At 72.6% G+C, this 22728-nt stretch carries 16 protein-coding genes; 8 read left to right on the top strand and 8 right to left on the bottom strand.

What is annotated here, in order from left to right; translation table 11 throughout:
• Window positions 1–21: 21 nt before the first annotated feature.
• From ACFUK0_RS18530 to ACFUK0_RS18545, 4 genes are all read right to left on the bottom strand, one after another.
• Complete coding sequence (locus ACFUK0_RS18530; RefSeq protein ID WP_380251394.1) at window positions 22–2934, bottom strand: MATE family efflux transporter; 2913 nt, start codon at window positions 2932–2934, stop codon at window positions 22–24.
• Window positions 2931–6626, bottom strand: coding sequence for an SDR family NAD(P)-dependent oxidoreductase (locus tag ACFUK0_RS18535; protein WP_380251396.1), 3696 nt, complete (start codon window positions 6624–6626; stop codon window positions 2931–2933). Before ACFUK0_RS18535 ends, ACFUK0_RS18530 begins: the two co-directional genes overlap by 4 nt.
• A gap of 31 nt (window positions 6627–6657) precedes the next feature.
• Window positions 6658–7503, bottom strand: a complete 846-nt coding sequence (locus tag ACFUK0_RS18540; RefSeq protein WP_380251398.1) for an ACP S-malonyltransferase — start codon at window positions 7501–7503, stop codon at window positions 6658–6660.
• Between the two features lie 85 nt (window positions 7504–7588).
• A complete protein-coding gene (locus ACFUK0_RS18545; RefSeq protein ID WP_380251400.1) occupies window positions 7589–8653 on the bottom strand; it encodes a hypothetical protein in 1065 nt (354 codons plus the stop codon).
• A gap of 396 nt (window positions 8654–9049) precedes the next feature.
• Between ACFUK0_RS18545 and ACFUK0_RS18550 the strand changes: the two genes are divergently transcribed.
• Together ACFUK0_RS18550 and ACFUK0_RS18555 are read left to right on the top strand one after the other, a co-directional pair.
• Window positions 9050–10078 (top strand): hypothetical protein, encoded by a 1029-nt coding sequence (locus ACFUK0_RS18550; protein WP_380251402.1) that lies wholly within the window; start codon window positions 9050–9052, stop codon window positions 10076–10078.
• A gap of 452 nt (window positions 10079–10530) precedes the next feature.
• Window positions 10531–11556: a LacI family DNA-binding transcriptional regulator gene (locus tag ACFUK0_RS18555; RefSeq protein WP_380251404.1), complete on the top strand. Its 1026-nt coding sequence runs from the start codon at window positions 10531–10533 to the stop codon at window positions 11554–11556.
• Window positions 11557–11904: 348 nt separating this feature from the next.
• Here the strand turns inward: ACFUK0_RS18555 and ACFUK0_RS18560 are convergent, their stop codons facing one another.
• From ACFUK0_RS18560 to ACFUK0_RS18575, 4 genes are all read right to left on the bottom strand, one after another.
• Window positions 11905–15477, bottom strand: coding sequence for a hypothetical protein (locus ACFUK0_RS18560; protein WP_380251406.1), 3573 nt, complete (start codon window positions 15475–15477; stop codon window positions 11905–11907).
• A gap of 12 nt (window positions 15478–15489) precedes the next feature.
• Complete coding sequence (locus tag ACFUK0_RS18565; protein WP_380251408.1) at window positions 15490–15849, bottom strand: hypothetical protein; 360 nt, start codon at window positions 15847–15849, stop codon at window positions 15490–15492.
• A 123-nt stretch (window positions 15850–15972) separates the two neighbouring features.
• Window positions 15973–16815: a CPBP family intramembrane glutamic endopeptidase gene (locus ACFUK0_RS18570; RefSeq protein ID WP_380251410.1), complete on the bottom strand. Its 843-nt coding sequence runs from the start codon at window positions 16813–16815 to the stop codon at window positions 15973–15975.
• Between the two features lie 368 nt (window positions 16816–17183).
• On the bottom strand, window positions 17184–17750 hold the full coding sequence (locus ACFUK0_RS18575) for an HPP family protein (RefSeq protein ID WP_380251412.1): 567 nt from the start codon (window positions 17748–17750) through the stop codon (window positions 17184–17186).
• A 158-nt stretch (window positions 17751–17908) separates the two neighbouring features.
• On the opposite strand from ACFUK0_RS18575, the gene ACFUK0_RS18580 reads away from it, so the two are divergent.
• The 6 genes from ACFUK0_RS18580 to ACFUK0_RS18605 all read left to right on the top strand — a co-directional run bounded on the left by ACFUK0_RS18580 (window position 17909) and on the right by ACFUK0_RS18605 (window position 22542).
• Window positions 17909–18376: an RrF2 family transcriptional regulator gene (locus ACFUK0_RS18580; protein WP_380251414.1), complete on the top strand. Its 468-nt coding sequence runs from the start codon at window positions 17909–17911 to the stop codon at window positions 18374–18376.
• Between the two features lie 86 nt (window positions 18377–18462).
• The gene (locus ACFUK0_RS18585) at window positions 18463–19665 is read left to right on the top strand and encodes a globin domain-containing protein (protein ID WP_380251416.1); all 1203 of its coding nucleotides are present in this window, start codon (window positions 18463–18465) and stop codon (window positions 19663–19665) included.
• Between the two features lie 146 nt (window positions 19666–19811).
• The gene (locus tag ACFUK0_RS18590; RefSeq protein ID WP_380251418.1) at window positions 19812–20177 is read left to right on the top strand and encodes a hypothetical protein; all 366 of its coding nucleotides are present in this window, start codon (window positions 19812–19814) and stop codon (window positions 20175–20177) included.
• Window positions 20178–20408: 231 nt separating this feature from the next.
• Window positions 20409–21923 carry a cytochrome P450 gene (locus ACFUK0_RS18595; RefSeq protein ID WP_380251420.1) on the top strand — a complete coding sequence of 505 codons (1515 nt, stop codon included), beginning with the start codon at window positions 20409–20411 and terminating at the stop codon, window positions 21921–21923.
• A gap of 149 nt (window positions 21924–22072) precedes the next feature.
• A complete protein-coding gene (gene rpmG, locus ACFUK0_RS18600) occupies window positions 22073–22237 on the top strand; it encodes a 50S ribosomal protein L33 (protein WP_380251422.1) in 165 nt (54 codons plus the stop codon).
• A gap of 35 nt (window positions 22238–22272) precedes the next feature.
• Entirely contained in the window at window positions 22273–22542 is a 270-nt protein-coding gene (locus ACFUK0_RS18605) for a type B 50S ribosomal protein L31 (RefSeq protein ID WP_380251424.1), read from the top strand.
• The last annotated feature ends 186 nt before the right edge of the window (window positions 22543–22728 follow it).

Raw genomic sequence — 22728 nt, forward strand, 5'->3', positions numbered from 1 at the left:
CCGCGACGCGGCGGCCCCGGCTCAGTCGAAGTGTTTGAGCAGCGGCCACAGCTGCTCCCAGGTGTAGTTCTGCCCGGTGCACACCAGGATCGGCAGGCCCTGCTCGATGTTGGCGACGTCCTGTCCGTTGTCGATGTGCCCGGCGACGACGCAACTGCTCCAGTACGGTTCCAGGGCCTGAGGGCTGTAGCCGACGGCGATGGTGGTGGCGGACACGCCGGTGGGTCGGCCGAAGCGGCTGTACCCGTTCTGGTCGGCGTAGACGGTGGGCAGGCCGAGGGCGGGGCCGTAGTGGGCCAGGGCCCCGGCCTCCCCGTAGTTGACGGCGAGCACGGTGGCGCCGGGGTATCGGCGCTCCACCTCGGCTACCTGCCGGGCGAGTTGGGGCCAGCCGATGGAGTCGGCGTTGAAGGGGTTCACCACGGTCAGGTGCCGGTAGACCGACACCGGAAGGAGCGGCGGCCCCAGGGCGAGGGTGACGACGGCACTGGCCGAGGCGAACACGGCGAACCATCGCCGTCCGGTCGGCCAGCGGTCGGCCAGCCAGACGGCCCCGGCACCGAGCAGCAGCGGGTACCAGCCCATGGGGTAGTAGAAGTTGCCGCCGGCGGCGACCACGATCGCGAGGCTCACCGCGTAGGCGACGGGCAGCAGCCGGTAGCGGGTGTCCTTCCAGGTGAGCCTCCAGCCCGCCACCCACAGCCAGGTGAGCAGCGTGGCCGCCTCCACCTGCATGGGAACGGCGGTGAACCGCTTGGCCCAGGTGGACAGGTGGCCGGCCATGGTGAACTGCGGCCAGCCGTGCACCGCCTGCCAGACGAGGTCCGGCGAGGCGATGGCGAGTGCCAGCAGCACGGACAGCCAGACGGCGCGGTCGCGCAGCAGCCGGGTGTTGCCGGTGAGCGGGGCGGCGACCAGCAGGGACACCGCCAGGATGACGATGGTGTCGTTGTTGAGCATCCCGACACCCAGCGTGGCGCCGAAGCCGTACCAGAGGCGACGGTCGCCGGTGCGCAGGATCCGCAGGAGCAGCCAGATCGCCACGGACCAGAAGAAGACGCCGGGGGTGGCGGTGGTGAACAGGTGTCCCTCGACCAGCACGAGCACGGAGGTCGAGACGGCGATCGCGGCGATCTGCTGGGCGCGGTGGGAGCGTTTCTCGTCCGTCCCGGCGAGTTCCCTGGCGCACAGCACCGACACCAGTGCGGTGGCGACCGCGAACAGCATCGGTGCGATACGCACGACCTGCACCGAGTCGCCGCCGAACCAGGTCTCGGCGCGGACGATCAGCGGCACCAGGGGCGGCTGGTCGTCGTAGCCGGCCGCGAGGTGGCGGCTGGCGGCGAGCCAGTACAGCTCGTCGCGGAAGTAGCCGTAGCGGCCGGCGGTGGCCAGCAGGACGGCGCAGGCGCACAGCAGCGGCGCCAGCACCCGTTTCCAGGGGATCCCGGGCAGCGCCGGCGTCCTGGGCGGCCTGCGGCGCAGGTGGCGGCGGACGGCGATCGCGGTGTACAGCGCGCCGACGATCCAGCCGAGGTCGACGGCCCACATGACGCCGTCGGCGCCGTGCCGCTCCCGCAGCAGGTACGACAGCGGCAGGCGGACGGCGACGAACGACACGATCGTGCACACCAGTGGCACGACGGTGCGGCCGATGCCGTTGAGCGCACCGTGGACGACGGCCATGACGGCGTAGAGGACGAAGCAGGGATAGGTGATGAGGATGTAGTCCTCCACCAGGTGCCGGGTGACGGGATCGGTGGTGGCGGCCGCGGCGAGGGCGGGGCGCAGGACGATCACGGCGAGGCTGACGGCGACTGCCAGCGCGAGCGTGAAGGGCAGCGTCCGGCGGACGGCCCGGCGGACCCGGTCGGGCCGGCCGGCCCCGAGGTTCTGGGCGACGAAGACGGTGAGCGCGCCGGACAGGTCGAGGAACGCGGTGACGGCGAAGAACTCCAGGCGGCCGACGACGGTGACCGCCGCGAGCAGCGACGCACCGAGGGGGGCGACGATCCTGATGAGCACCACGATGCCGAGGGCGATGAGCAGTTGCTGGGCGGCGCCGGGCAGGCCGAGGCGCAGGGCGGCGGCGGCCTCGGTCCGCACGCCCTTCCAGTCGTGGGAGCGATGCAGCGCCAGGTCGCGTCTGCGGCGCAGGAGGACCAGCCCGGCGGCGGCGGTGCCGGTGGCGGCGGTGACCGTGGCGAGGGCCGCGCCGGCTACGCCCAGGTGGAGCACCACGACGTAGAACCAGGCCAGGAGGACGTTGGCGAGGCTGCTGCCGATCATGAGCCGCATCTGGGCGCGGGAGTCGCCGAGGCCGCGCAGCAGGGCGCAGACCGCGGAGACGGCGAAGACGGCCGGGAAGCCGTAGCTGAACGTCGACAGCAGTACCTGGGCGTCGTGGAGGACCTCGCCGCGTGCCCCGGTGAGCCGCAGCAGGGTGCCGCCGGCCGTGCGGGCGACGAGGAAGCACAGCGCCGCCCACACCACGGTGGCCAGCGCCAGGGCGGCGGCGACGGTGGCGGGGCCGCGTCGGGAGCGTTCACCGGTGAAGCGTGCGAGGCGGATGGAGAAGCCGGTGCTCAGGCCGAGGAAGACGCCGTCCGCGAGGAAGTAGAGCGGTTGGACGACGCCGGCGGCGGCGAGGGCGTCGACGCCGACCCAGTGGCCGAGGACGGCACCGTCGGCGAGGAGATAGGTCTGCTGGAGGAGGTTGGACAGGGTGAGGGGCACGGCGAAGCCGAGCACGGCCCGCAGGACGGGGCCGCGGGTGAGGTCGGGGTGGCCCCGGTCTCGGTGGCCCCGGTCCGGGTGCTCGGCCGCCGTGGCGTCGGTGGGAGGGGCCCCCGCGCCGGGGGCCTCGCCCCCGGTGCGGGCCGCGCCCGGGGGCGAGGAGCCCCCGGGCGGACCGGTACGGGTCACCTCGCTCATGCGGGGGTGCTGTCGGTGCTGTCGGTGCCGGCAGCGCGGCGGCGCTCGTCGGCGATCTTGGCCTGAGCGGCGACCGTGCGGTCCACGAGGAGGTCGCTGCTCTGCATCTCCATGCCCAGGACCGAGGCGATGGTGGCGACCAGCGACATCCCGGTTATCGAGTCGATGCCGAGGTCGAAGAGGTCGGCATCGACGTCGATGCTGGTGAATCCGAAGACGTGGGCCCAGCAGCGGCCGATCGTCATCTCGGTGTCGGTGTACCGGCCGTCGAGGCGGCCGGTGAGTTCGACCGGCAGCTCCTCGATCTCCTTGCGCACCTGTCCGGAGGCCCGTTCGCGGCGCGAGGCACGGCGGCGCGACGCCTCCTGGAGCTTGGCGGCGATCAGCGGTTCGAGTTCGATGTGGTAGCCGGGCAGGGCGTCGGCGTAGTCGCCCTCGTAGTGCAGTTCGCCGCCGAACACCCGGGCCAGGTCCGAGCGCAGGCCGGCGTCCGCGATCGAGAGGCCGAGCGCGGTGGGCAGCGCCTTGAAGGTGGTGTCGACGTTGGCGTGGCTCCGGACGGCCATGCCGATCTCCTTCCACGAGACCCAGTCGAAGGTGATGACGTGGCAGTCGGGGTCGGTCTCGGACTCCGCCAGGGTGTCCAGGAACTGGTTGGCGGAGGCGTAGTCGGCCTGCCCGATGGCGGGGAACACGGCCGCCACGGAGGAGAAGTGGACGATGAAGTCGGGCCGGTCGTCGCGGGTCAGCAGGTCGAGGACGAACGCGCCGTGGATCTTGGGGCGGATCACCGATTCGAAATCCTCCTGGGAGCGCTGCGTGATGACCTCCCCTCCGGGGATTCCGGCCGCGTGGACGATGCCGTCGATGCGGCCGAAGCGCTCCCGGACGGCGGCGACGGCCGTCCCCAGGGCCTCCGGATCGCCGGCGTCGGCGGCGAGGACCAGGACCTCCGCCCCCAGGTCGCGCAGTTCCCGCAGGGCGAGCCCCAGCCGGGCCCCGGGCGAGTCGCCGTCACCGGCCGCGTCCTCGTCCGGGCCGATGCCGGAGGCGCCGGAGCGGCTGAGCAGTACGAGGTTGATGCCGGGTTGGCGGGTCGCGAACTCGCGGCACAGGGAGAGGCCCAGGCCGGCGGTGCCGCCGGTGACCAGGTAGGTGCCGCCGGGCTTGAGGTAGTCGCCGCGGTCGGCGATGTCGGTACTCGGCAGTTCGGCGAACGTCTCGCGCAGGCGGGTACCGTCGCGCAGCGCGACGACGGAGGGCTCGGCGCCGAGGATCTCGTCGAGGACCGCGCGGGCGGGCGTGGCGTCGTCGGTGTCGACGACGGAGACGGTGAGGTAGGGATATTCGCGGCTCACGCTCTTGGCCATGCCCGCCAGCGTCGAGTTCTCGACGACGACGCCGGGCTCCGCACGGCGGGAGGCCAGGGCGGTGCGGGTGAGGACGGCCAGGTGGAGCTGGGCGCCCTCGGCGATCAGGGCCTTGGAGAGGTGGAACAGGCTGTAGAGGTTCTTGTCCAGGCGGGCGTCGAGGGTGGCGATGTCCCGGGCCGGTTCGGCCTCGAAGCCGAGGGCGTGGACGAGGTGGGTGACGCCCTCGTCCACGGCCCGGACGGCCAGGTCCTCGTAGAAGGCGTCGGCGTTCGCTTCGGCGGCCAGGACGTCGGGCACGCGCACGATCTGCTCGTCCGTCAGTCCGGCTTCGCGGAGCAGCCCTTCGGCACCGGTGGAGCTGTCGACCAGGGCGAGCACCCGGGCTTCGGGGTCGGCGGTGGGGGCGGGCCCGTCCGCGGGCCGGAAGACGATCTGGTGGGTGGCGGGGCCCTCGGACTCGGGTGCGCCGAGCGCGAGGGACTCCCGCCAGTTCTCGGGGAAGTCGATCCAGGCGCGGCGTTCGTCGAACTGGTAGGGCGGAAGGTCGACCAGGCGCGGCGTCGGGCCGGCGCCGTGGCGGGGGTCGGGTTCGAGGTCGGCCCCGGCGGCCCAGGCGGCGGCCCGGGCGTCGGTGCCCGGATCGGCCGCTCCGGCGGGGTCGGGTGCCCAGAACCCCCAGTCCGGGTAGCTGGAGTGGAACGGTGCGGCGTCCATGAACCGGTTGGCGTCCAGCGCCTCCAGGCGGGAGCGCAGCTCGCCGAGGTCGGAGACGACCAGGGCGAGCCGGTGGCGCTGGGCGGCGCGGGAGCGGTGGATGGTGGCGCACAGCTCCTCAAGGGCGACTCCGTCGAACAGGCCGCGCCCGAACCAGTCCGTGTAGGCGCGGACCAGCAGCCGCAGCGACTCCTCGCTGTGCGCGCTGAGCGTGAACAGCTGCGGCGCGGGCGCCGGTCCGCCGATGGTGGCGGGCGCGGGATCGCCGGTGCCGGCGGGTGCCGGGGTCGGCGCGGCGTACTCCTCCAGCACCACATGGCAGTTGGTGCCGCCGAGCCCGAACGCGCTGACGCCGCACCGGAGCGGGCCGTGCTCGCTGCTCCACGGTTCGGCGGCGGTGGGGACGCGGACGGGCGAGTCGTCGAAGTCGATCCGGGAATTGGGCTGCTCGAAGCCTGCCAGCGGCGGCAGTCGGCGGTTGCGCAGGATCAGCGCCGCCTTGATGAGGCCCATCACACCGGAACCCTCGAAGAGGTGCCCGATGTTGGCCTTGACCGTGCCCACCGCGCAGAACCGGCTGTCGCCGGTGTGCGGGGCGAACGCCTGCCGCAGGCCCTCGATCTCGATGGGATCGCCCAACGTCGTGGCGGTGCCGTGCAGTTCGATGTAGCCGATGCTGCGCGGGTCGACACCGGCGTTCGCCCAGGCCGTGTTGAGGAGGTCCGCCTGCGAGGCGGAGTCGGGCGTCGTGACCCCTCCGGCGACGCCGTCGTGGTTGACGGCGCTGCCCTTGATGACGGCGTACACCCGGTCGCCGTCGGCGAGGGCGCGGTCGAGTCGCTTGAGGACGACGGCGCCCGATCCCTCGCCGTAGCCGGTCCCGTCGGCGCGCTCGTCCAGGGTGCGGGTGCGGCCGTCGGACGACTCGATGCCGATCCGGGTGTCCGGGTGGTCGATCGGCGCGCTGACGATGCGCGCCCCGGCGACGACCGCGGTGTCGCAGTCGCCCAGCAGCAGGGCGTTCTTGGCCTGGTGGACGGCCACGAGCGAGGCGGAGCAGGCGCTGTCCACCACCATGCTGGGGCCGCGCAGGTCCAGCAGGTGCGACAGGCGGTTGGCCATCATGGTGGGCACGTTCCCGGTGAGCGCCGGCTGGATCAACGACCGGTCGATCTTGGACAGGTACTCCAGGTAGGCCGAGCCCGGGTTGACGGCGAAGCCGACGAAGACGCCGGTACGGCTGCCGCGCAGCCGGGAGGCCTGGTATCCCGCGTCCTCGAAGGCCAGGTACATGGCGCGCATGGCGTGCCGCAGGTGCGGTTCGGTGGTCGCGGCCTGTTTCGGGGTCATCCCGAAGAACTCGGCGTCGAAGTACTCCGGGTGTTCCAGGTAGGCACCGTCGCGGTAGGCGATGTCGTCGTCCGCCGGGGAGCGGACGGTCGTGCCGAAGACGTAGCGCAGGTAGTCCTCGATGCTCCGGGCCCGGTGCTCGGGGAAGCGGCCGGTGAGGTTCCTCCCCTCGGCGACGAGGTCCCAGAACCCGTGGATGTCCCGTACTCCGGGTACCTCCACCGAGATGCCGACGATTGCGATGTCCGAGCTCAAGGTCTTCTCCTTCGGGGCGGGCACGGCGCGGTCAGGCGATCGCGGGCAGCAGGGCGGTGAGCGTGGTGCCGTTGGCCTCGTCGAACCGGGTGACGCCGGCGGCCCGCAGCGAGCGCACGGTGCGCACCCACTCCACGGGGGCGGTGATCTGTGCGGCGAGCAGCGCGGCGGCGCGGGCCGGCTCGAAGGCCGCCGCCGTGACGCCGGAGATCACCGGAACGGCGGGGTGCCTGAACGCCTGGCCGCTCAGGGCGGCCATGAACGCCCGCGCCGCGGGCGCCATCAGCGGGGTGTGGAAGGGGCCGCTGACGGGCAGTTGGACCACCGCTCGGGCACCCGCGCCCCGCAGCACAGCAGCGGCGTCGGCGATCTCGTCCCGCCCGCCGGCGACGACGGTCTGCCGGTCGGAGTTCCGGTTGGCCACGTAGACGTTGCGCACCCGCCCTTCCCGCAGCGCCGACGCCACCTCGTCGGCGTCCATCCCCGCCACGGCCGACATCGCCCCGCCGTGTACGGCGGCCATGGCCTCCGCCCGCGCCCGCACCAGGCGCAGGGCGTCCGCCAGGTCGAGGCAGCCGGCAGCCACCAGGGCGTTGTACTCGCCCAGGCTGTGGCCGGCGTAGTAGGCGACGGGCTCGGCCTCGTCGCCCTCCTCCGCCTGGCGCCGCCGTGCGTCGAGGGCGTTGACGAGGAAGACGGCGGGCTGCGCGTAGCGGGTGTCGCCCAACCGCCCCTCGGGGTTGTGCAGGCACAGTTCCCGGATCGAGTAGCCGAGCACCGCGTCGGCCGCATCGGTCTCTTCCGGGAACATGTCGAACAACTCGGCGCCCATACCCTGGCGTTGAACGCCCTGGCCGGGGAAGATGAGGCAGCGCACGGCGCGCCCTCCCTGTCTCGTGGTGTGAAGGTCTCGCGCCGCGGGGCGGTCTTCCGCCCCCGACGCCGTTCGGTGCCGCAGGCGGTCAGATCGAGGTGAACCGCGTGGCCGATCCGCTCTCACGCAGCCGCGACCGCGTCAGTGCGGCCGCGGAGACGCCGGGGCCGATGTCGAGGACCAGGTCCGGAGCCAGCTCCGCCAGTGCGGCGTCGATGACGACCAGCCAGTCGAAGGAGCGGCACATCTGCTGCTCGGCCACCTCGTACAGCACGTGCGGTGAGAACTGCAGGTTGGCGGGTGTGCCGGTGCCGTAGACCGGCATGGTCAGGCCGTCGCCCTTGACGGGCTGCCAGTTGTGGTCGACGTCGTGGCCGATCAGCGCCATGGCGGATGCCAGCACCGCGCTGTGGAAGGGGGCGGTGGCGCCCAGGTAGGTCCAGCGGGCACCGGGCCGCTCGAAGAGTTCGTCCTCGGCGAGCCGGAGCCGCATCAGCGCTTCGGTGCCGCCGGTGAGGACGTGGAAGGTGGGCGAGTTGACGAGGCCGATCGCGACCCGGCCGCCCGGACCGCTGCCGCTGCGTCGGATCGCCTCGTCGAGTGCTGGGCGCCGCAGGCCCACGACGGCGGCCATCGCCCCGGGGACGCCGGCCCCGGGCCCGAGTGCGGCGTGCCGGCGCAGCAGTTCCTCGTCCGGCCGGGGTTCGTCGGGAATGACCTGGTGACAGCGCAGCAGTGCCACGGTGACCTGGGCGATCGAGCGCCCGGCGGCTGCCGCGTACTCGCGCCGGCCCTCGACGGGCAGGGCCGAGAAGACGGCGGCGTAGCTGCCCAGGCTGTGTCCGACCGCTCCCACCGGGCGGAGGCCGTCCGACCGGGTCGCCCGGCCCAGCGGATTCCCCGGCCCCGGCTGGAGGACACACAGCTGGTAGATGTGCAGCAGCACGCCCTCGGCCACCGAGCCGAGCACCGTCGCGGGCACCGGCCGGTCGCCGGGGTCGGCCAGCCAGTCGCGTATCGGGAGCCCGCCGGGCAGGAAGCGGGCGCACTCCTCGCGTCCCACGATCTCGAAAGCCGTCTCGACGCCCGCGAAGGCCGATGCGAAGAAACGGGAGTTCTGCGGTTGCCGGAACAGTTCGCGAAGCTTGCTCATCAGCGGGCCTTCGGGATCACCCAGCCCGCCGAAATGAAGTAACACCCGCACAGGTATGTCCTCACCGGTAGTAGGAGGCGCGCCGCCCGGAGCGACGTCCGCAGCGGCGGTTCGTCGGACCGCCGTGAACCCTGCTCGCGACGGGCTGGAGTCGTGTTCGGTTACTCAGGCAGCAATATGCAGTCGTGCCTGATGGCCCGTCAAAGCCCGGTGAAACTTACATTTGCGTCGGTGCCGCCTTGTCGAGGGGCGCGCCTGCGGCGGTATCGGGTGCTCCTTGACGGCGCCCGCCGCGGAGGCGAGGATCGCCTCGCAGCCGCCTGTCTTCGTCCGCCATTGCCGTCGGGCGCTGGAACGGAGGACCGCCCCGCCCAGCATGTGAGAGAAGGAACCACGGTGGCGCTCACCGACCGGATGATCCGGATCCCGGATGTCGACCGCATCCGCACCCAGGACCCGAACAACCACCTGCACTGCCGGAAGTCACAGCTCCTGGCCTACGTCGCGGGCAGCACCCCGTGGTCCGACCTGTTGATGTACCGGGCGCTGGGCTCGACCGCGGCCGTCTACCGCCACTGCTACCTGCGCGGAAAGGACCGCTGGGCGTTCGAGACGCCCTACGTGACCGAGGACGATCTGCGACTGCTCGGGTTCGAACTGCTCTCGGCCGGCACGGTGGGCATCGACCGCTTCGAATCCGGCCTGCCCGGGTTCCTCGCCTCGGGTCAGCCGGTGTTCTTCTACGCGCCCCGGCACCATTTCCCCTACTGGGTGGAGTTCATGCACCGTGTCGGAACCGTTCCGGAGGAGCACCGGCTGCTGCATTCGTTCCTCGTGTGCGGAGCGAGCGGTACCGAGGTGCTGCTGCTCGACAACACTTCCGACGACCATGAGTACGTCCCTCTGAGGGTGGGATGGGACGTGCTGCGCGAGGGGTACGCCCAGGAGCCGGAGCGCTGGTTCGTCGACTGCTCCACCCTGGTGCCCGGGTCGGGCCCCGACCTGGACGGATTCGAGGCCGCGTACCGCGCGTTCCTGGCCCGGTTCCGCGACGGGTTCCAGATCTACGACCTCATCGGTGAGAACCTGGTCGCCGAGCGCGCGTCGGCCGACGCCGTGTACCGCGCACCCGGCGTCAACGCCACCGCCCTGCTGGCGGGTTCGCGCACCCTGTTCAGCCGGTTCCTGGCGCTCACCCGGCACGGCGAACAGGTCCGTGCCGCGTACTCGGGCGTCGCACAGCTGGCCACCGCGCTCTCGGAGCAGGTCAACGCCTTCCACGGCGGGACGCCCACGCTGTCGGCGGACCGGATTCGCGGCGGTCTGGCCGAGTTGAGGCAGCGCGAGCAGCGAGCGGCGGTGCTGCTGAAGGACGAGGCGGCCCGGCTGCCGCGGATCCTGCCGAGCGACGTCGGCAGCCGGTGACCGCCTGCCCGCCGCAGGGCGGGCGCGGCTGATCGTCGTCCCCTCGGGCCGAGCACTCGTCGTCTCTCCGGCGCGGCGCGGCACGTCACCTGCGCTGTCCGGGTTTGGGGGCCGGGAGCCGGGAGCTCGCGACGACGCCGGCGGTTCGGTGACCGGGAGCACGCCGATGGTCGGTGTGCAGATCGTGCCGGGCCGTACGGTCAAGCAGACCTGCCTGAGTCAGGTTTGACGGTGCGTCGGATGCTGGGGATCATGAGTGGGACGGCTGCGTGTCGAAGCGTTGACACGACCGCCTCGCACACGTACCGGGCCGCGATCGCGGACACCCGACACCGCCACCCTCATCGAGTCACGATCCGACAGGCTCCGGTTCGAGCCTGCCCGACCATGCCCGGCGCCCCGCTCATTCCCGTGTCCGGGCGCCGGGTATCCGGTATCTTGTGGAGGACTCCGTGCCCGCACCCGCCGATGCCGCCGGCAGCCGACCCACCCTCACCGACGTCGCCCTGCTCGCCGGCGTGTCGACGGCCACCGCGTCCCGGGTTCTCACCGGCTCGGCCCGGGTGAGCGAGGACACGAATCGCCGGGTCCAGGAGGCGATCTCAAAGCTCGGATACGTACGCCGCCGAGCGCCCTGGACGCACCGGCCGCACCGGCCGCACGGCGGCTCGATTGCCGCGATCATCACCGAGTCCAGCGAGCGGTTCTTCTCGGATCCCTTCTTCGCCCGCCTGCTCCACGGCGCGTCACGGGCCCTCGCCCCCGTCGGCTACCAGCTGGCATTCGTCGCGGTGAAGGACCGGAGCGAGTACGTGGCGGCGGCCCGTTTCGTCCGCCGCGGAGTCGACGGGGTTCTGCTGGTCTCCTCCCACGGCTCGGATCCGTTGATGCCCGTGCTGGACACGGCGAGGGTGCCCACCGTGCTGTGCGGCCGGCCGCTTTCGGAACACGGGGCCTCCTACGTGGACACCGACAACTACGGTGGTGCGCAGGCCGCCGTGCACCACCTCGTCGCGGCAGGCCGCCAGCGCATCGGGACCATAGCCGGGCCGCGCGACATGGCTGCGAGCCAGGACCGGCTCCGGGGCTTCACGGAGGCCATGGCGGCCACGGGCCTGGAGCCCGTCGTCGACCTCGGGGACTTCTCCCTCGAATCCGGCGAACGCGCCATGACCCGGCTGCTCAGGCGCCGGCCCGACCTCGACGCCGTCTTCGTCGCCTCCGACCTGATGGCGGCCGGGGCCTTACGCGCACTGCGCCGGGCGGGGCGCCGGGTGCCCGACGACGTCGCGGTCATCGGTTTCGACGACGATCCGGTGGCCCAGTACACCCACCCCCCGCTCAGTACGATCCGCCAGCCGGTGGAGGAGCAGGGCTCGACGATGGCCCGTCACATCCTGGCGCTGATCGAGGACCGGACGAAACCGGGTCCGAGGACCCTGCTGCCGACGACTCTCATATGTCGCGAATCGGCTTGAACGGCTCGCCAGGCAGTCGGCGAACGCAACCTGGGCCTCGCGGGCGATGCCGGTGGCGGAGTCGGAGCCGCGGTACGCGGCGCGGTTCGGCTCGCGGCGACTGCCCTCGTCGAGGACGAAGCGGGACCGGTTGGCCGGGCTCCACGGCCAGGACGCCCTCGCACTGCTGCACACGATCCACGAAAGACGGCGTCCCGCCCGGCCATCCGCGGCTCGCCTCCCCCTACGACCCGCGCGCCAGCCGGTCTGCCGGGCCGCCGAGGAAGACTGGACGGAAGGGACCTCCGACGCAGGCCAGAGGCCCTTTCCCGGGCAAAGCCCCAGCCGGGGGCGGACGAGTCGCGGCGCTCAGGCTTCTGGGCCGGTGCGTCCGAGCCAGCGCAGCAACGAGCGGCGTGGGCGGCTCGCCGCCTCCGGAGGTGGCGCGTCGTGGGCGCTTGAGGACAGGGTAAGCATCCCGGCAACGCCCAGATCCTCGGCGAGCAGGAGCAGGACCTCCGGATCAAGCCGGCGCAGCGCGTCCACGGCTGTCCACAGGCCGAGGTCGAAGGCCTTCACCGTCAGGCGCCGGACCGCTGCCGGTTGGGCCACATTGGCCAGGTGAGCCAGGGTTCGCGCATGGATCCCCGGAGCGGTGATCCGGTCCGCGATCGACTCCGCCCGTTCAAGCTGTCCGGTCTCGGCCGCTGCCCGGGCGAGACGCGCCAGCAGCTCGGCGTATCCGTGCGAGCTGGCCCGGTCGAGGGGCTCCGCGAGCTCGGCAGCCAGCTCGGCTGCGCGTTCGTGATCTCCGGTCCGGGCGATCGCCTCGGCGACCGCTGCCAGCGTGTGCACCCGCTCCGAGGTTCCGTCGATGATGTGAGCCACCGAGGCCGGGGTGCCGAGCACAGGGATCGCGTCGTCCTCCTCCTCGGCCCAGGCCGCTGCCTTGATGAGCGAGCCCACCGTCCGCGGACGATCGTGGGCGCCGTCGATGCTGCGGGCGTACACCTCGGCCTCGTTGAGGAAGGCGGCGGCCCGGTCCGGCTGGTCGGTGCGAGCGGCGGCCCTGGCCACTGCCGCCAGCGCCCTGGCTCGCGGCGTGAAGTCCTCGATCGTGCGGGCGATACGCTCGGACTGCTCGACTGCACCGGTGCGGGCAATGGACTCGGCCAGGACGAGCACGGCCCACTCGTCCCGGTCCTCACCTGCCTCGGCGATGCGTCCCATCAGCTGGTCCATGAGGGCCTCCGCGCGTCGGCGGTCGCCCGACGCCTCTGCTGCGCCGACTGCCGCGCCGATCGCCCTCTGCCACGGGAGTGCCGTCTCGAGCACGGAGATGATCTCCACGGCCCGGTCCGTATCCCCCGCCGCGAAGGCTGCCTCGACGATGACAGCGAGCGCTGTGTCGCGTTGGCCGATCGCGTTGTCGATGGTGTGGGCGACGGCCTCGGCACGGACGAAGTCCCGTGCGTCCGCCGCGGCCCGGGTGATCGCGGTCAGCGCGGTCACCTGCTGGGCGAGGTCGTGTACGGTACCGGCGATCGCCAGGGCCCCGTCGAAGTCGCCAGATCGAGCCAACACGCCGGCGAGGGAAGCGAGTTCCTTCTGCTGGTGCACCGGGGGACGGATGGTCCGGGCCAGATCCTGGGCCTCCGTTGCCAGTTCTCGACCACGCCGGTGGTCGCCCGACCGGACGACCGCTTCGGCGACTGCGGTCAGCGCCTGCGCCTTGGACTCCGGGTCGGGGTTGGCCCGGGCCAGCGGCTCGGCGCGGTCGTGTTCGCCGGCCCGGGCGGCGGCGCTGGTGAGAATGGCAAGATCGCGTCCCAGCCGGAAGGTCGGGTGGTTGTCCGAGCCGTGGACGAGTTCGATGACGGTTTCGGCCACGAGTTCGGCTGCCCGCCCTGGTTCCCCGGCGGCGGCCAGCGCCTCGATCACCACCGCCATCGGAGGCCGTAGCGAGATTCCGGTAACCGCCCGGGCTGCGGTCTCCGCCTCGGCTGCCCACCCGGCCGCCGCAACCAGGTAGCCATCGCGGGCCGCCGCCCGCGATACAGCGGCAAGCGCATCGGTCCGCTGTGCGGAGTCGCCGATGGCGCGAGCCACAGCCAGCGCCTTGGACAGATCGCCGGCAGCGGCCAGCGCCTCGGCCAGATCGTCTTCGACCAGTCCGCGCCCGGCAACGGCCTCCGGATCGTCAGCGAGCGCCCTGACCTCTCCGACCAGCTCGGCGGCGCGCTGCCGATCGCCCGCCGCGGCTGCGTCGGTGGCCAGCGTCGCCCAGCAGGAGGCTTGGATCAGGTAGTTGTCGATCTGGCGGGCCGCCCGGTCGGCCGCACCCCACAGCTCGGCTGCTCGGACCCGGTCACCGGCGGCGGCGGCCACGGCAACCGCCGAGAGCGCGACGGCTCGCTCGTCCGGTTCGGTGATGCCCCGTGCGATCAACTCGGCAGATTCCGAACTGCCTTTTTCGGCCAGCACCTTGACCACCAAGGCGAGCGCCGTCGCGGAAGTCGCCCGTCCCATGGACCCGGCCAGGGCCCGGGCCCGGTCGATGCGGCCGAGCAGCGCCCAGACAGCGGGCAGTGCCACGGGCAGTGATGCGTTGCGCTCCGACAGGTTCACCCAGCACAGGACGACTCTGGTCAGGTTCTCCAGGTCCGGACTCTCGCAGCCGGTGATCGCATCCCGGGTCGCAGCGAGGGCCGCGAGGGCGGTGGCTTCGCCACCGGTGGCGTCGAGCAGCCAGGCATGGCGGCCCGGATCGAGCGCCAGAGCGAGCATCCTGGCAGTGTCGTGGTCCTCCTGCAGCATGCGGAAGTAGCCGCGCAGCAGGTAACCGGGGGTGTGCGTGTCCCAGCCGCGTGCCCGGTGCCCGTCTGCCCAGGTGTGCAGGCGCCGACGATATTCGGTCAGCCGTTCGCCTGCGAGGAAGGTCCTGGCCGCCTGTTGGAGACCTTCGTGGGCCAGCAGGTAGACGTCCTCGGGCCGTTCCGGCCCTTGCCGCGGCGAGGAGGGGCGCTGGGCAAAGGTCCGGCCGGACACCGTGCGGAGAGTGTCCGTGATCTTCCACTGATCACGAACCCCGGTCAGTTCCACCAGGTTCTGGACGGACAGGCCACCGCCGGCCGCCGTGAGCAGCCCCAGCAGGTCCTGCTCGGTGGGTGTGCCCGTCAGCAGGCGTTTCAGTTCCTGCTCGGCAGCGTGCTGGACGACTCCGGCATGCCGGGAGGGCTCAAGGAGTCGTACCGCCGAGGGATCACGCAGCGGGTGGAGCTCGGGCACGTCCGCGGGCAGTGACGGCTCGAGGCGGCCGGCCACCACGATGCGCATGCCTCCGGTCGGACGGGCCGGGAGCAGCGCGGCAACGCTGTACACATCGGGGCCGGCGGTCACTCCCCGGTCCTCGTCGAGACCGTCCACGACCAGGACAAGTCGCGTTCCCTGTTCCTGGCAGGCGGTGGCGGCCTCGTCGAACAGCGCGAGCAGGTGTGCGGCGCGGGTCGCTCCCGTCAGGTGGGAGGGCACGGGCTTGCCCAGCAGCGCGGCGAGTTGCTCCATGACGGCATCGATGAATGCCTCTCGGTCGCTCTGCCCGGCGAACCGCGCGGTGACGAAGAACGAGACGACGTGCACGCCCTCCGGCGGGTGGAGTACGAACCAGGACAGCAGGGCCGACTTGCCCGCCCAGGCCCCGGCCCGCCACCAGCGGTAGGCGCTCCCCCCAGGGCGGGTGCAGAACTCGCCGAGCTCGGCGAGTTCCTCCTCCCGGTCGGCGAGCACCTCCGGTGCGATCAGATTCACGGTGTAGAGGTACGCCGAGCGGGCCGGCACCGCGGCGCCGGTGCGCACGTTGATCTGTACGTTCCCGTCCCCGACCTGCAGCCCGGACACCCCGCGGGCGTCGATTCGCGCGGTCCGGCCGTCGTCGCTGTCCACCCGCTGCGACCCTCAGCCGAAGTTGACGGTCTGGGTGTTGTGGTCGCCGATCTGCACGCCCTTGGCGCCGCGCGCATCGACCCGGTACTTGCCTCCTGAACCGAGCAGCGCCAACAGGTTCTCGGCCAGCGCCAGCAACTCCCGGTCCCGGTCGGCACCGGACGCGGTCAGTTCCTCGCGCAGCCGTGCCTCCCAGACGTCCGGCTCCACCTGTTCGGCGTCCAGCAGTTCCGCACCGCCACCGGGCAGCCGTCGGAGCGCCGCTGCCCGGAGCGCGCCGTATGCGTCCCGCACAGCGCTGCTCACCGTGTCGGTCAGCCCCGCCGACGTACCGGCGGCCAGTGCCGCCACCACCAGTTCCACCCCGGACATCAGTCCCCCAAGTCGCAGTCGGTGCCGAGTGTTTCACGCTATCGGCAGCTGCAGAAGGAAGTTGCTGGAAGTGTCGGTTCAAGGGGACGACCTGGCCACAGTGGCAACGGGTACTGCTGCCGGTCAGGCCCGGGCGGACAGGGTGGCGGGCTCGATCCGGTGGCGGCGGACGGCCAGGACGACGATCAGGGTGATCTGGAGCAGGATCTGCAGGAACATGCCCACCGAGACCGCCGGTTCGGGCCCGGAGAGGCCGGAGAAGAGGCTGGTGTCCCACAGGCCGTGGACCAGCATCGGGAGCAGGATCGTGCCGCCCACGCGCAGGCACAGGTAGAAGAAGTAGCCCGAGGTCGCCACGATCAGGGCCTGGACGACGGCCGACGGCCCGGCGTGGATCGCGTTGGTGACGTGGACGAGTCCGAAGACGAGGGAGGAGTACAGTGCGGTCCTTCCCTCGCTGAAGCCGGCCCTGCGGAAGAACTGGACGCCCACTCCGCGGAACATCAGCTCCTCTCCGACGCCCACGAACACGCCGAGGACGAGCAGGGAGACCACCAGTGACGCCTGCTGGTCGGCGAGGTGCCAGTAGTTGATGCCGAGCAGTGCGACGACGAGCATCGAGACCGGGACCAGCCGCACCCAGCGCTGCACGGGCACGTGGTAGTGCAGGACCTGCTGCCACCAGCCCAGCCAGGTCACCACCGCCGCCCCGAACAGGACCGACACCCCGATCGGGACGAGGGCGTTGCGCACGATCGCCTGCGTCGTGGGGAACTGGCTCGTGGAGCCCGAGGTGTCCACCCCGATCGCGAGACCGATCCCCTGGATGATCGCCAGGTAGACCACCACGATCACGACGAACTGCCAGCCCGCCAGGCGCCGGCCCGCGGCCGGGGCCTTCGGCGCCCCGCCCGGCCTACCGCCGGGTGTCGCCGTCGCCGGCCCTGAAGCATCCGGGTTCGTCACAGTGCACTCCTCGCCGTCCGCTTCGCAACCATCGGGGCAGGCCCACGCCGCCCGGCCGATCCGGAAGCCCCGGCCCGCATCCCCTCGATTGGCATACCAGTCTTATCAGATGATTCTGGACATTCAGGCGAATACGGGCCGTGACGGAGTTGTGGCAGCTCCGCAGATGAAGCCGGCGGCGATGACACTCGGCTCCTCGGCCTCCGGCGGGTCGACGGGTACGGGGCTTCACGCCTGCCCGGCGCGGCCGCCGCCGGAGCTGCGGCAAGCGGGCGGCGACAGGCGGAGAGCCCTCACCGACCCGGCCGGACGCCCCTACGGCCGCCTGGCCAGGGGCGGACGGCGGGGCCGCCGCCCACAAACCTGGCCTACCACCAGTACGACGGGTACGCGGGGGCGTTGCGGCGCAGGCGGGCGGCCACCAGGCCGGCGAGCACCAGGAGGCCGGCCGCGGCGGTGAGGGCGACGAGGAAACGGGCCGGGGCCGGGCCCTGGAGGACGGCGATGACGGCGGTGGCGCAGGCCGGGGAGTGCGGGGTGCGGGCCAGCATCGTCGTGCCGAGGGCGAGGCTGGCCGCGACGCCGGCCGTCCACAGGGAACTGCCGAGGGCGGCGTGCACGGCGAGCCCCACCACGGCGCAGAGCAGGTGGCCGCCGATGACGCTGCGGGGCTGCGCCAGGGGCAGGGTCGGGACGCTGTGGATCAGGGCGGCGCTGGCAGTCAGCGGCGGTATCAGCAGCGGCTCGTGCAGGGCCGCGCCGACGGCCACCAGCAGGAGCAGGACGGAGGTCGCGGACGCCAGGAGGTGCGCGGCGGCGGCCGGCGTGGGCCTGGCGGGCGCCCGGCTGACGGTGAGCCTGCGGAGTCTGGCGACCGGACCGGGCGGCGACGGACTCGCGGGTGCCGCGGGGGCGGGCTGCAGGTCGGTACTCACGTTCAACTCTTCCGGGCGACGGCCTGGGCATGGCGGGCAGGTGACGGGCCGCGGGCCGACGCAGTCCGAAGATCACCTTATCGGCGGGCCTGTATGGCGACCCACCCACCCCCACCCCTGAATGCGAGTCCCAGATACCTATTAACTAGACTCCTCGCATGAGGCTGACCAAGAGCACCGACATCGCGCTGCGCATCGCCATGCGACTCGCGGTCCTCGACGAGGGCTCCAGCCCCACGACGCACCAGGTGGCGGAGGCGGTCGCCGTGCCGTACACCCATGCCGCCAAGGTGGTCGCCCAACTGTGCCACCTCGGCGTCGTCGAGGCACGACGCGGACGGGGCGGCGGCCTCACCCTGACCCGGGCCGGGCGCACCGGTTCGCTCGGCACCCTGGTCAGGAACCTGGAGGGGGTGGGCGACGTGGTCGGATGCGAGGACGCGGTGCCCTGTCCGCTGCGGGCCGCCTGCCGGCTGCGCGGTGCGCTGCGCCAGGCCCAGGAGCAGTTCTTCGCCGCCCTGGACCACCTGACCGTGGACGACCTCGTGGCCCCGCCCACCGGTCCGGTCCTGCTCGCCCTCTCCCCCCGCCCGCCGGAGCCGCACGGGGGCGCCGCTCCCGCCTGAGCCGAACACGTCCGGCCGACGCAACGGAGCGGCGCGCCGACGCATCCGATTAAATATGACTCTTACATGCAAGTTTGGAGTTCCTCATGCTGTCACCCCGGTCCGCCGGCACCGTCGAAGCCACCCTGCCCGTCGTGGGCGCGGCCATCGGCGAGATCAGCCAGGTGTTCTACCGGCGCCTGTTCGAGGCCCACCCCGCGCTGCTCGACGACCTGTTCAACCGCGGCAACCAGGCCACCGGCAGCCAGCAGCAGGCTCTCGCGGGTTCGATCGCGGCCTTCGCCGGCGCGCTGCTGGCCCACCCCGACCAGCGGCCGGACGCCATGCTCGCGCGGATCGCCCACAAGCACGTCTCGCTCGGCATCACCGAGGACCAGTACCCGGTCGTTCACACCCACCTCTTCGCGGCCATCGTCGAGGTGCTGGGCGATGCCGTCACCGCCGAGGTCGCCGCCGCCTGGGACGAGGTCTACTGGCTGATGGCCAACGCCCTGATCGCCCTGGAGCGCCGCCTGTACGCACAGGCCGGGCTCACCGCGGGCGACGTGTGGCGCACCTACCGGGTGGTGGCCCGGTACCAGGAGACCGACGACGTGGTCACCTTCCTGGTCCGGCCCGCCGACGGCCTCCCCGTGCCCGAGGGCCAGCCGGGCCAGTACGTCTCCGTCCAGGTGCGGCTGCCGGACGGCGCGAACCAGATACGCCAGTACAGCCTGTCCGGGCACCCGGACGGGGCGCTCCAGTTCAGCGTGAAGCGCGAGCTGGGCGAGCCGCTCGGCGAGGTCTCCCACCACCTGCACGAGAACACCGGCGTGGGCGGCGCGCTCCGGATCGGCGCGCCGTCCGGGGACGTCGTGCTGGGCGAGGACGACGACACCCCGCTGCTGCTCGCCTCCGCCGGCATCGGCTGCACCCCGATGATCAGCATGCTCGGCCGGCTCGCCGGCACGGGCAGCACCCGCAGGATCATCGCGCTCCACGGCGACCGCGACCAGACCAGCCATCCCTTCCGGTCCGAACTCGGGCGCCTCACGGCGAAGCTGGCCGACGCGGAGACCCACGTCTGGTACGAGCGCCCGCTCGGCGACTGGCCGGCCGAGCGCACCGGGCTCGTCGACCTCAACGGCCCCGGCGCGGTGGCCGTCCCGGCCGGGACCCGTGCCTACCTGTGCGGCCCGCTGCCGTTCCTGCGCGCCGTCCGCACCCAGCTGCTGGACGCCGGGGTCCGGCCGGCGGACATCCACTACGAGGTGTTCGGCCCCGACCTGTGGCTGCAGCGGGCCGGCTGAGACCGTCCGTCCGTCCGGCCCGCGCCGTCCCCCTTCCGCAGGACGGCGCGGGCCGGACCGGGCGGGGTGGACCACGGTCACGGCGGGCACGGTGAGCGGATTCGTGCGTCCCTTGAAGGACTGATGCCGAGGCGAGGACTGTGGTCGTGGACAAGTACGTGATGGTCCATCTGGAGGGCGGCACGAAGGAGACGGCGCTCGACGTCCAGCGGGCCCTGGGCGGTGCCTTCACTCCCAGGCCGAGCACCGATGTCTTCCTCGGGCCCGGCGACGCGTCCGGTACGACGCTGCCCCCGGACGGCTGGGCCCGCAGTTTCCGCGTCGACGGGCCCGGACGCCCGAGCCGTACGGCGCACCGGCTGCTCGGCGAGATCACCGCCGAGATCATCGGCTCCCGCGACCGCGTGCAGCACGTGGTCGACACGCTGGCGTCGCTCGCCGCCGTGGAGGATCTCGGCGCCGAGGAGATCGGTGGCGACGTGAAGCTCACCGTCCGCCTGCGCCCGGCCTGACCACGGCCGGACGGAGGCCCGCCGTTCGGGTGGTGGACCGGCGGTAGCACGGATGTTCCGCGCCGCGTGACGGTTTCCCGGGGAGACCCCACACATGGGTGAACCCGTACCGGGCACCGCCGCGGCGCGCCCGGAGCGGCGCGAAGCTGGTGCCCGCCCACCCCGGCTTCGATCGTCCGAGGTTCACGAAGACCGTCCGCCGGACCGCCTCACGACGACCCCGGAGACACCGTGACCACGCCGTACCCTGCCGACTCACCCCTCACTCCGCCGCCCGGCTGCCCTGCCCACGGGCTCGTCGGCGAGGATCTCGGCGGCGACGGCCTCGGCGCGGGCGGCCAGGTCGTCGCCGGCCAGGCCATCGGCGGCCAGGCCATCGGCGGGGTGGGCGCGAACGGGCTCCGGCGGCTGTACGGGCCGGAGGCGGAGGCCGACCCGGCGGGCCTGTACGAGAAGCTGCGTGCCGAGCACGGCGAGGTGGCGCCCGTCCTGGTGCACGGTGACCTTCCGGCCTGGCTGGTCCTCGGGCACTCCGCGAATCTGACCGCCATGCGCACACCGTCCCGGTTCTCCCGCGACTCCCGGCGCTGGACGGCGTTCCAGGAGGGCCTGGTCACGCCGGACTCGCCGCTGATGCCGGTGATCGCCTGGCAGCCGCTGTGCGTGTTCGCGGACCGCGAGGAGCACAAGCGGCTGCGCGGCGCGGTCACCGACAGCCTGGGCCGCTTCGACCGGCGCGGCATCCGGCGCTACGTCACCCGCTTCGCCGACCAGCTGATCGACGGCTTCGGCGCGGCCGGGCGCGCGGACATGGTCTCCCAGTTCGCCGAGCACCTGCCGATGCTCGTGATGACGCAGCTGGTCGGGATGCCCGAGGAGTACGGGCCCCGGCTGGTCGAGGCGGCCCGGGACCTGATGAAGGGCACCGAGACGGCGATCGCGAGCAACGACTACGTCGTGGCGACGCTGCGCCGGATGATGGAGCGCAAGCGGGTGGAGCCCGGCGGCGATCTCGTGTCGTGGCTGATGCAGCACGGCGCGGGGCTCAGCGACGACGAGGTGATGGAACACCTGCGGGTGGTGCTGCTCGCCGCGAACGAGACGACCGTCAACCTCATCGCGGACACCCTCAAGATGGTCCTCACCGACCGCCGCTTCCGGGCCCACCTCTCCGGCGGCCACATGACCCTGCCCGACGCGCTGGACCAGGTGCTCTGGGACTCCGCGCCGATGTCGCTGGTCGCGGGCCGCTGGGCGACCGGCGACACCGAGCTCGGCGGCCAGCAGATCAAGGCCGGTGACATGCTGCTGCTCGGCCTCGCGGCCGGCAACGTCGACCCCGGGGTCCGCCCCGACCTGTCGAAGCCGCTCTACGGCAACCGCTCCCACCTGGCCTTCGGCGGCGGCCCGCACGAGTGTCCCGGCCAGGACATCGGCCGGGCCATCGCGGAGACCGGCATCGACATCCTGCTGACCCGGCTTCCCGACCTCCAGCTCGCCGTCCCCGAGGACGAGCTGGCCTGGACCTCGGCCTGGCTGTCCCGGCACCTGGTCGACCTTCCGGTGCGCTTCACCCCGCGGGCCAGGCCCGAGGGACAGGACGCGCCGGCCACGGTGCCCGCGACGCCCAGCACCCGGCCGACGCCGCCGGCCGGGCCACCCGCCGGGCCGGCCGCCGCGGCCGGCCTCCCCCCGCAGCGGCGGCGCAGCTGGTGGAGCGTTCTGACCGGGGGCTTCCGGCGCTGACCCCGGCCGGGCGCGGGGCGGCCGGGGTCAGAAAGCGGGGCCGGAATAGCGGGCCTGCGGACGGCGTTGCGAAGACCGTACGGCACATGGCAATGAAAACCATTGCTGCACGGTCGCCCGGCCACCGGGCTGCCGAGGAAGGAAAGACCATGGCACGCAACGAACTGCGCCCGATCACCAGGCTCCGTTCCACCGCGGGGACGGGCTACACCTACGTCACCCGCAAGAGCCGCCGCAACGACCCCGACCGCCTCGTCCTGCGCAAGTACGACCCGGTCGCCCGTCTGCACACCGACTTCCGCGAAGAGCGCTGACACCCGCCCCACCTCGCCCCCCGAAGGAGACCGCCATGAAGACCGCCGTCCACCCGCAGTACCGCCCCGTCGTCTTCCGCGACAAGGCCGGCGACCTCGCCTTCCTCACCCGCTCGACGCTGACCGGCCACCGGAGCATCGAGTGGTCGGACGGCCGCAGCTACCCGGTCGTCGACGTCGAGATCTCCTCGGCGAGCCACCCCTTCCACACCGGCAGCGCCCGCGTGACGGACACGGCCGGCCGGGTCGAGCTCTTCCGGCGCCGCTACGCTTCCGCCGGAGCCGCGGCCGGGGCGGGCCGCTGATCCGCTGACCGCCGCCGGGCCGGATCGTCCCGACCGGACCGCCGGACCGCCGGACTGCCGGGCATCGGGCATCGGGCAGCAGTCCGGGGGTGTCCGGCCGGCGGTGCGGGGTCAGTCGGCGATGAAGGCGAGCAGGTCGGCGTTGAAGGCCTTCTCGAAGTCGCCGACCAGGCCGTGGGGGGCGCC

It is taken from the genome of Kitasatospora sp. NPDC057223 (assembly GCF_042669755.1).
GTDB lineage: Bacteria > Actinomycetota > Actinomycetes > Streptomycetales > Streptomycetaceae > Kitasatospora.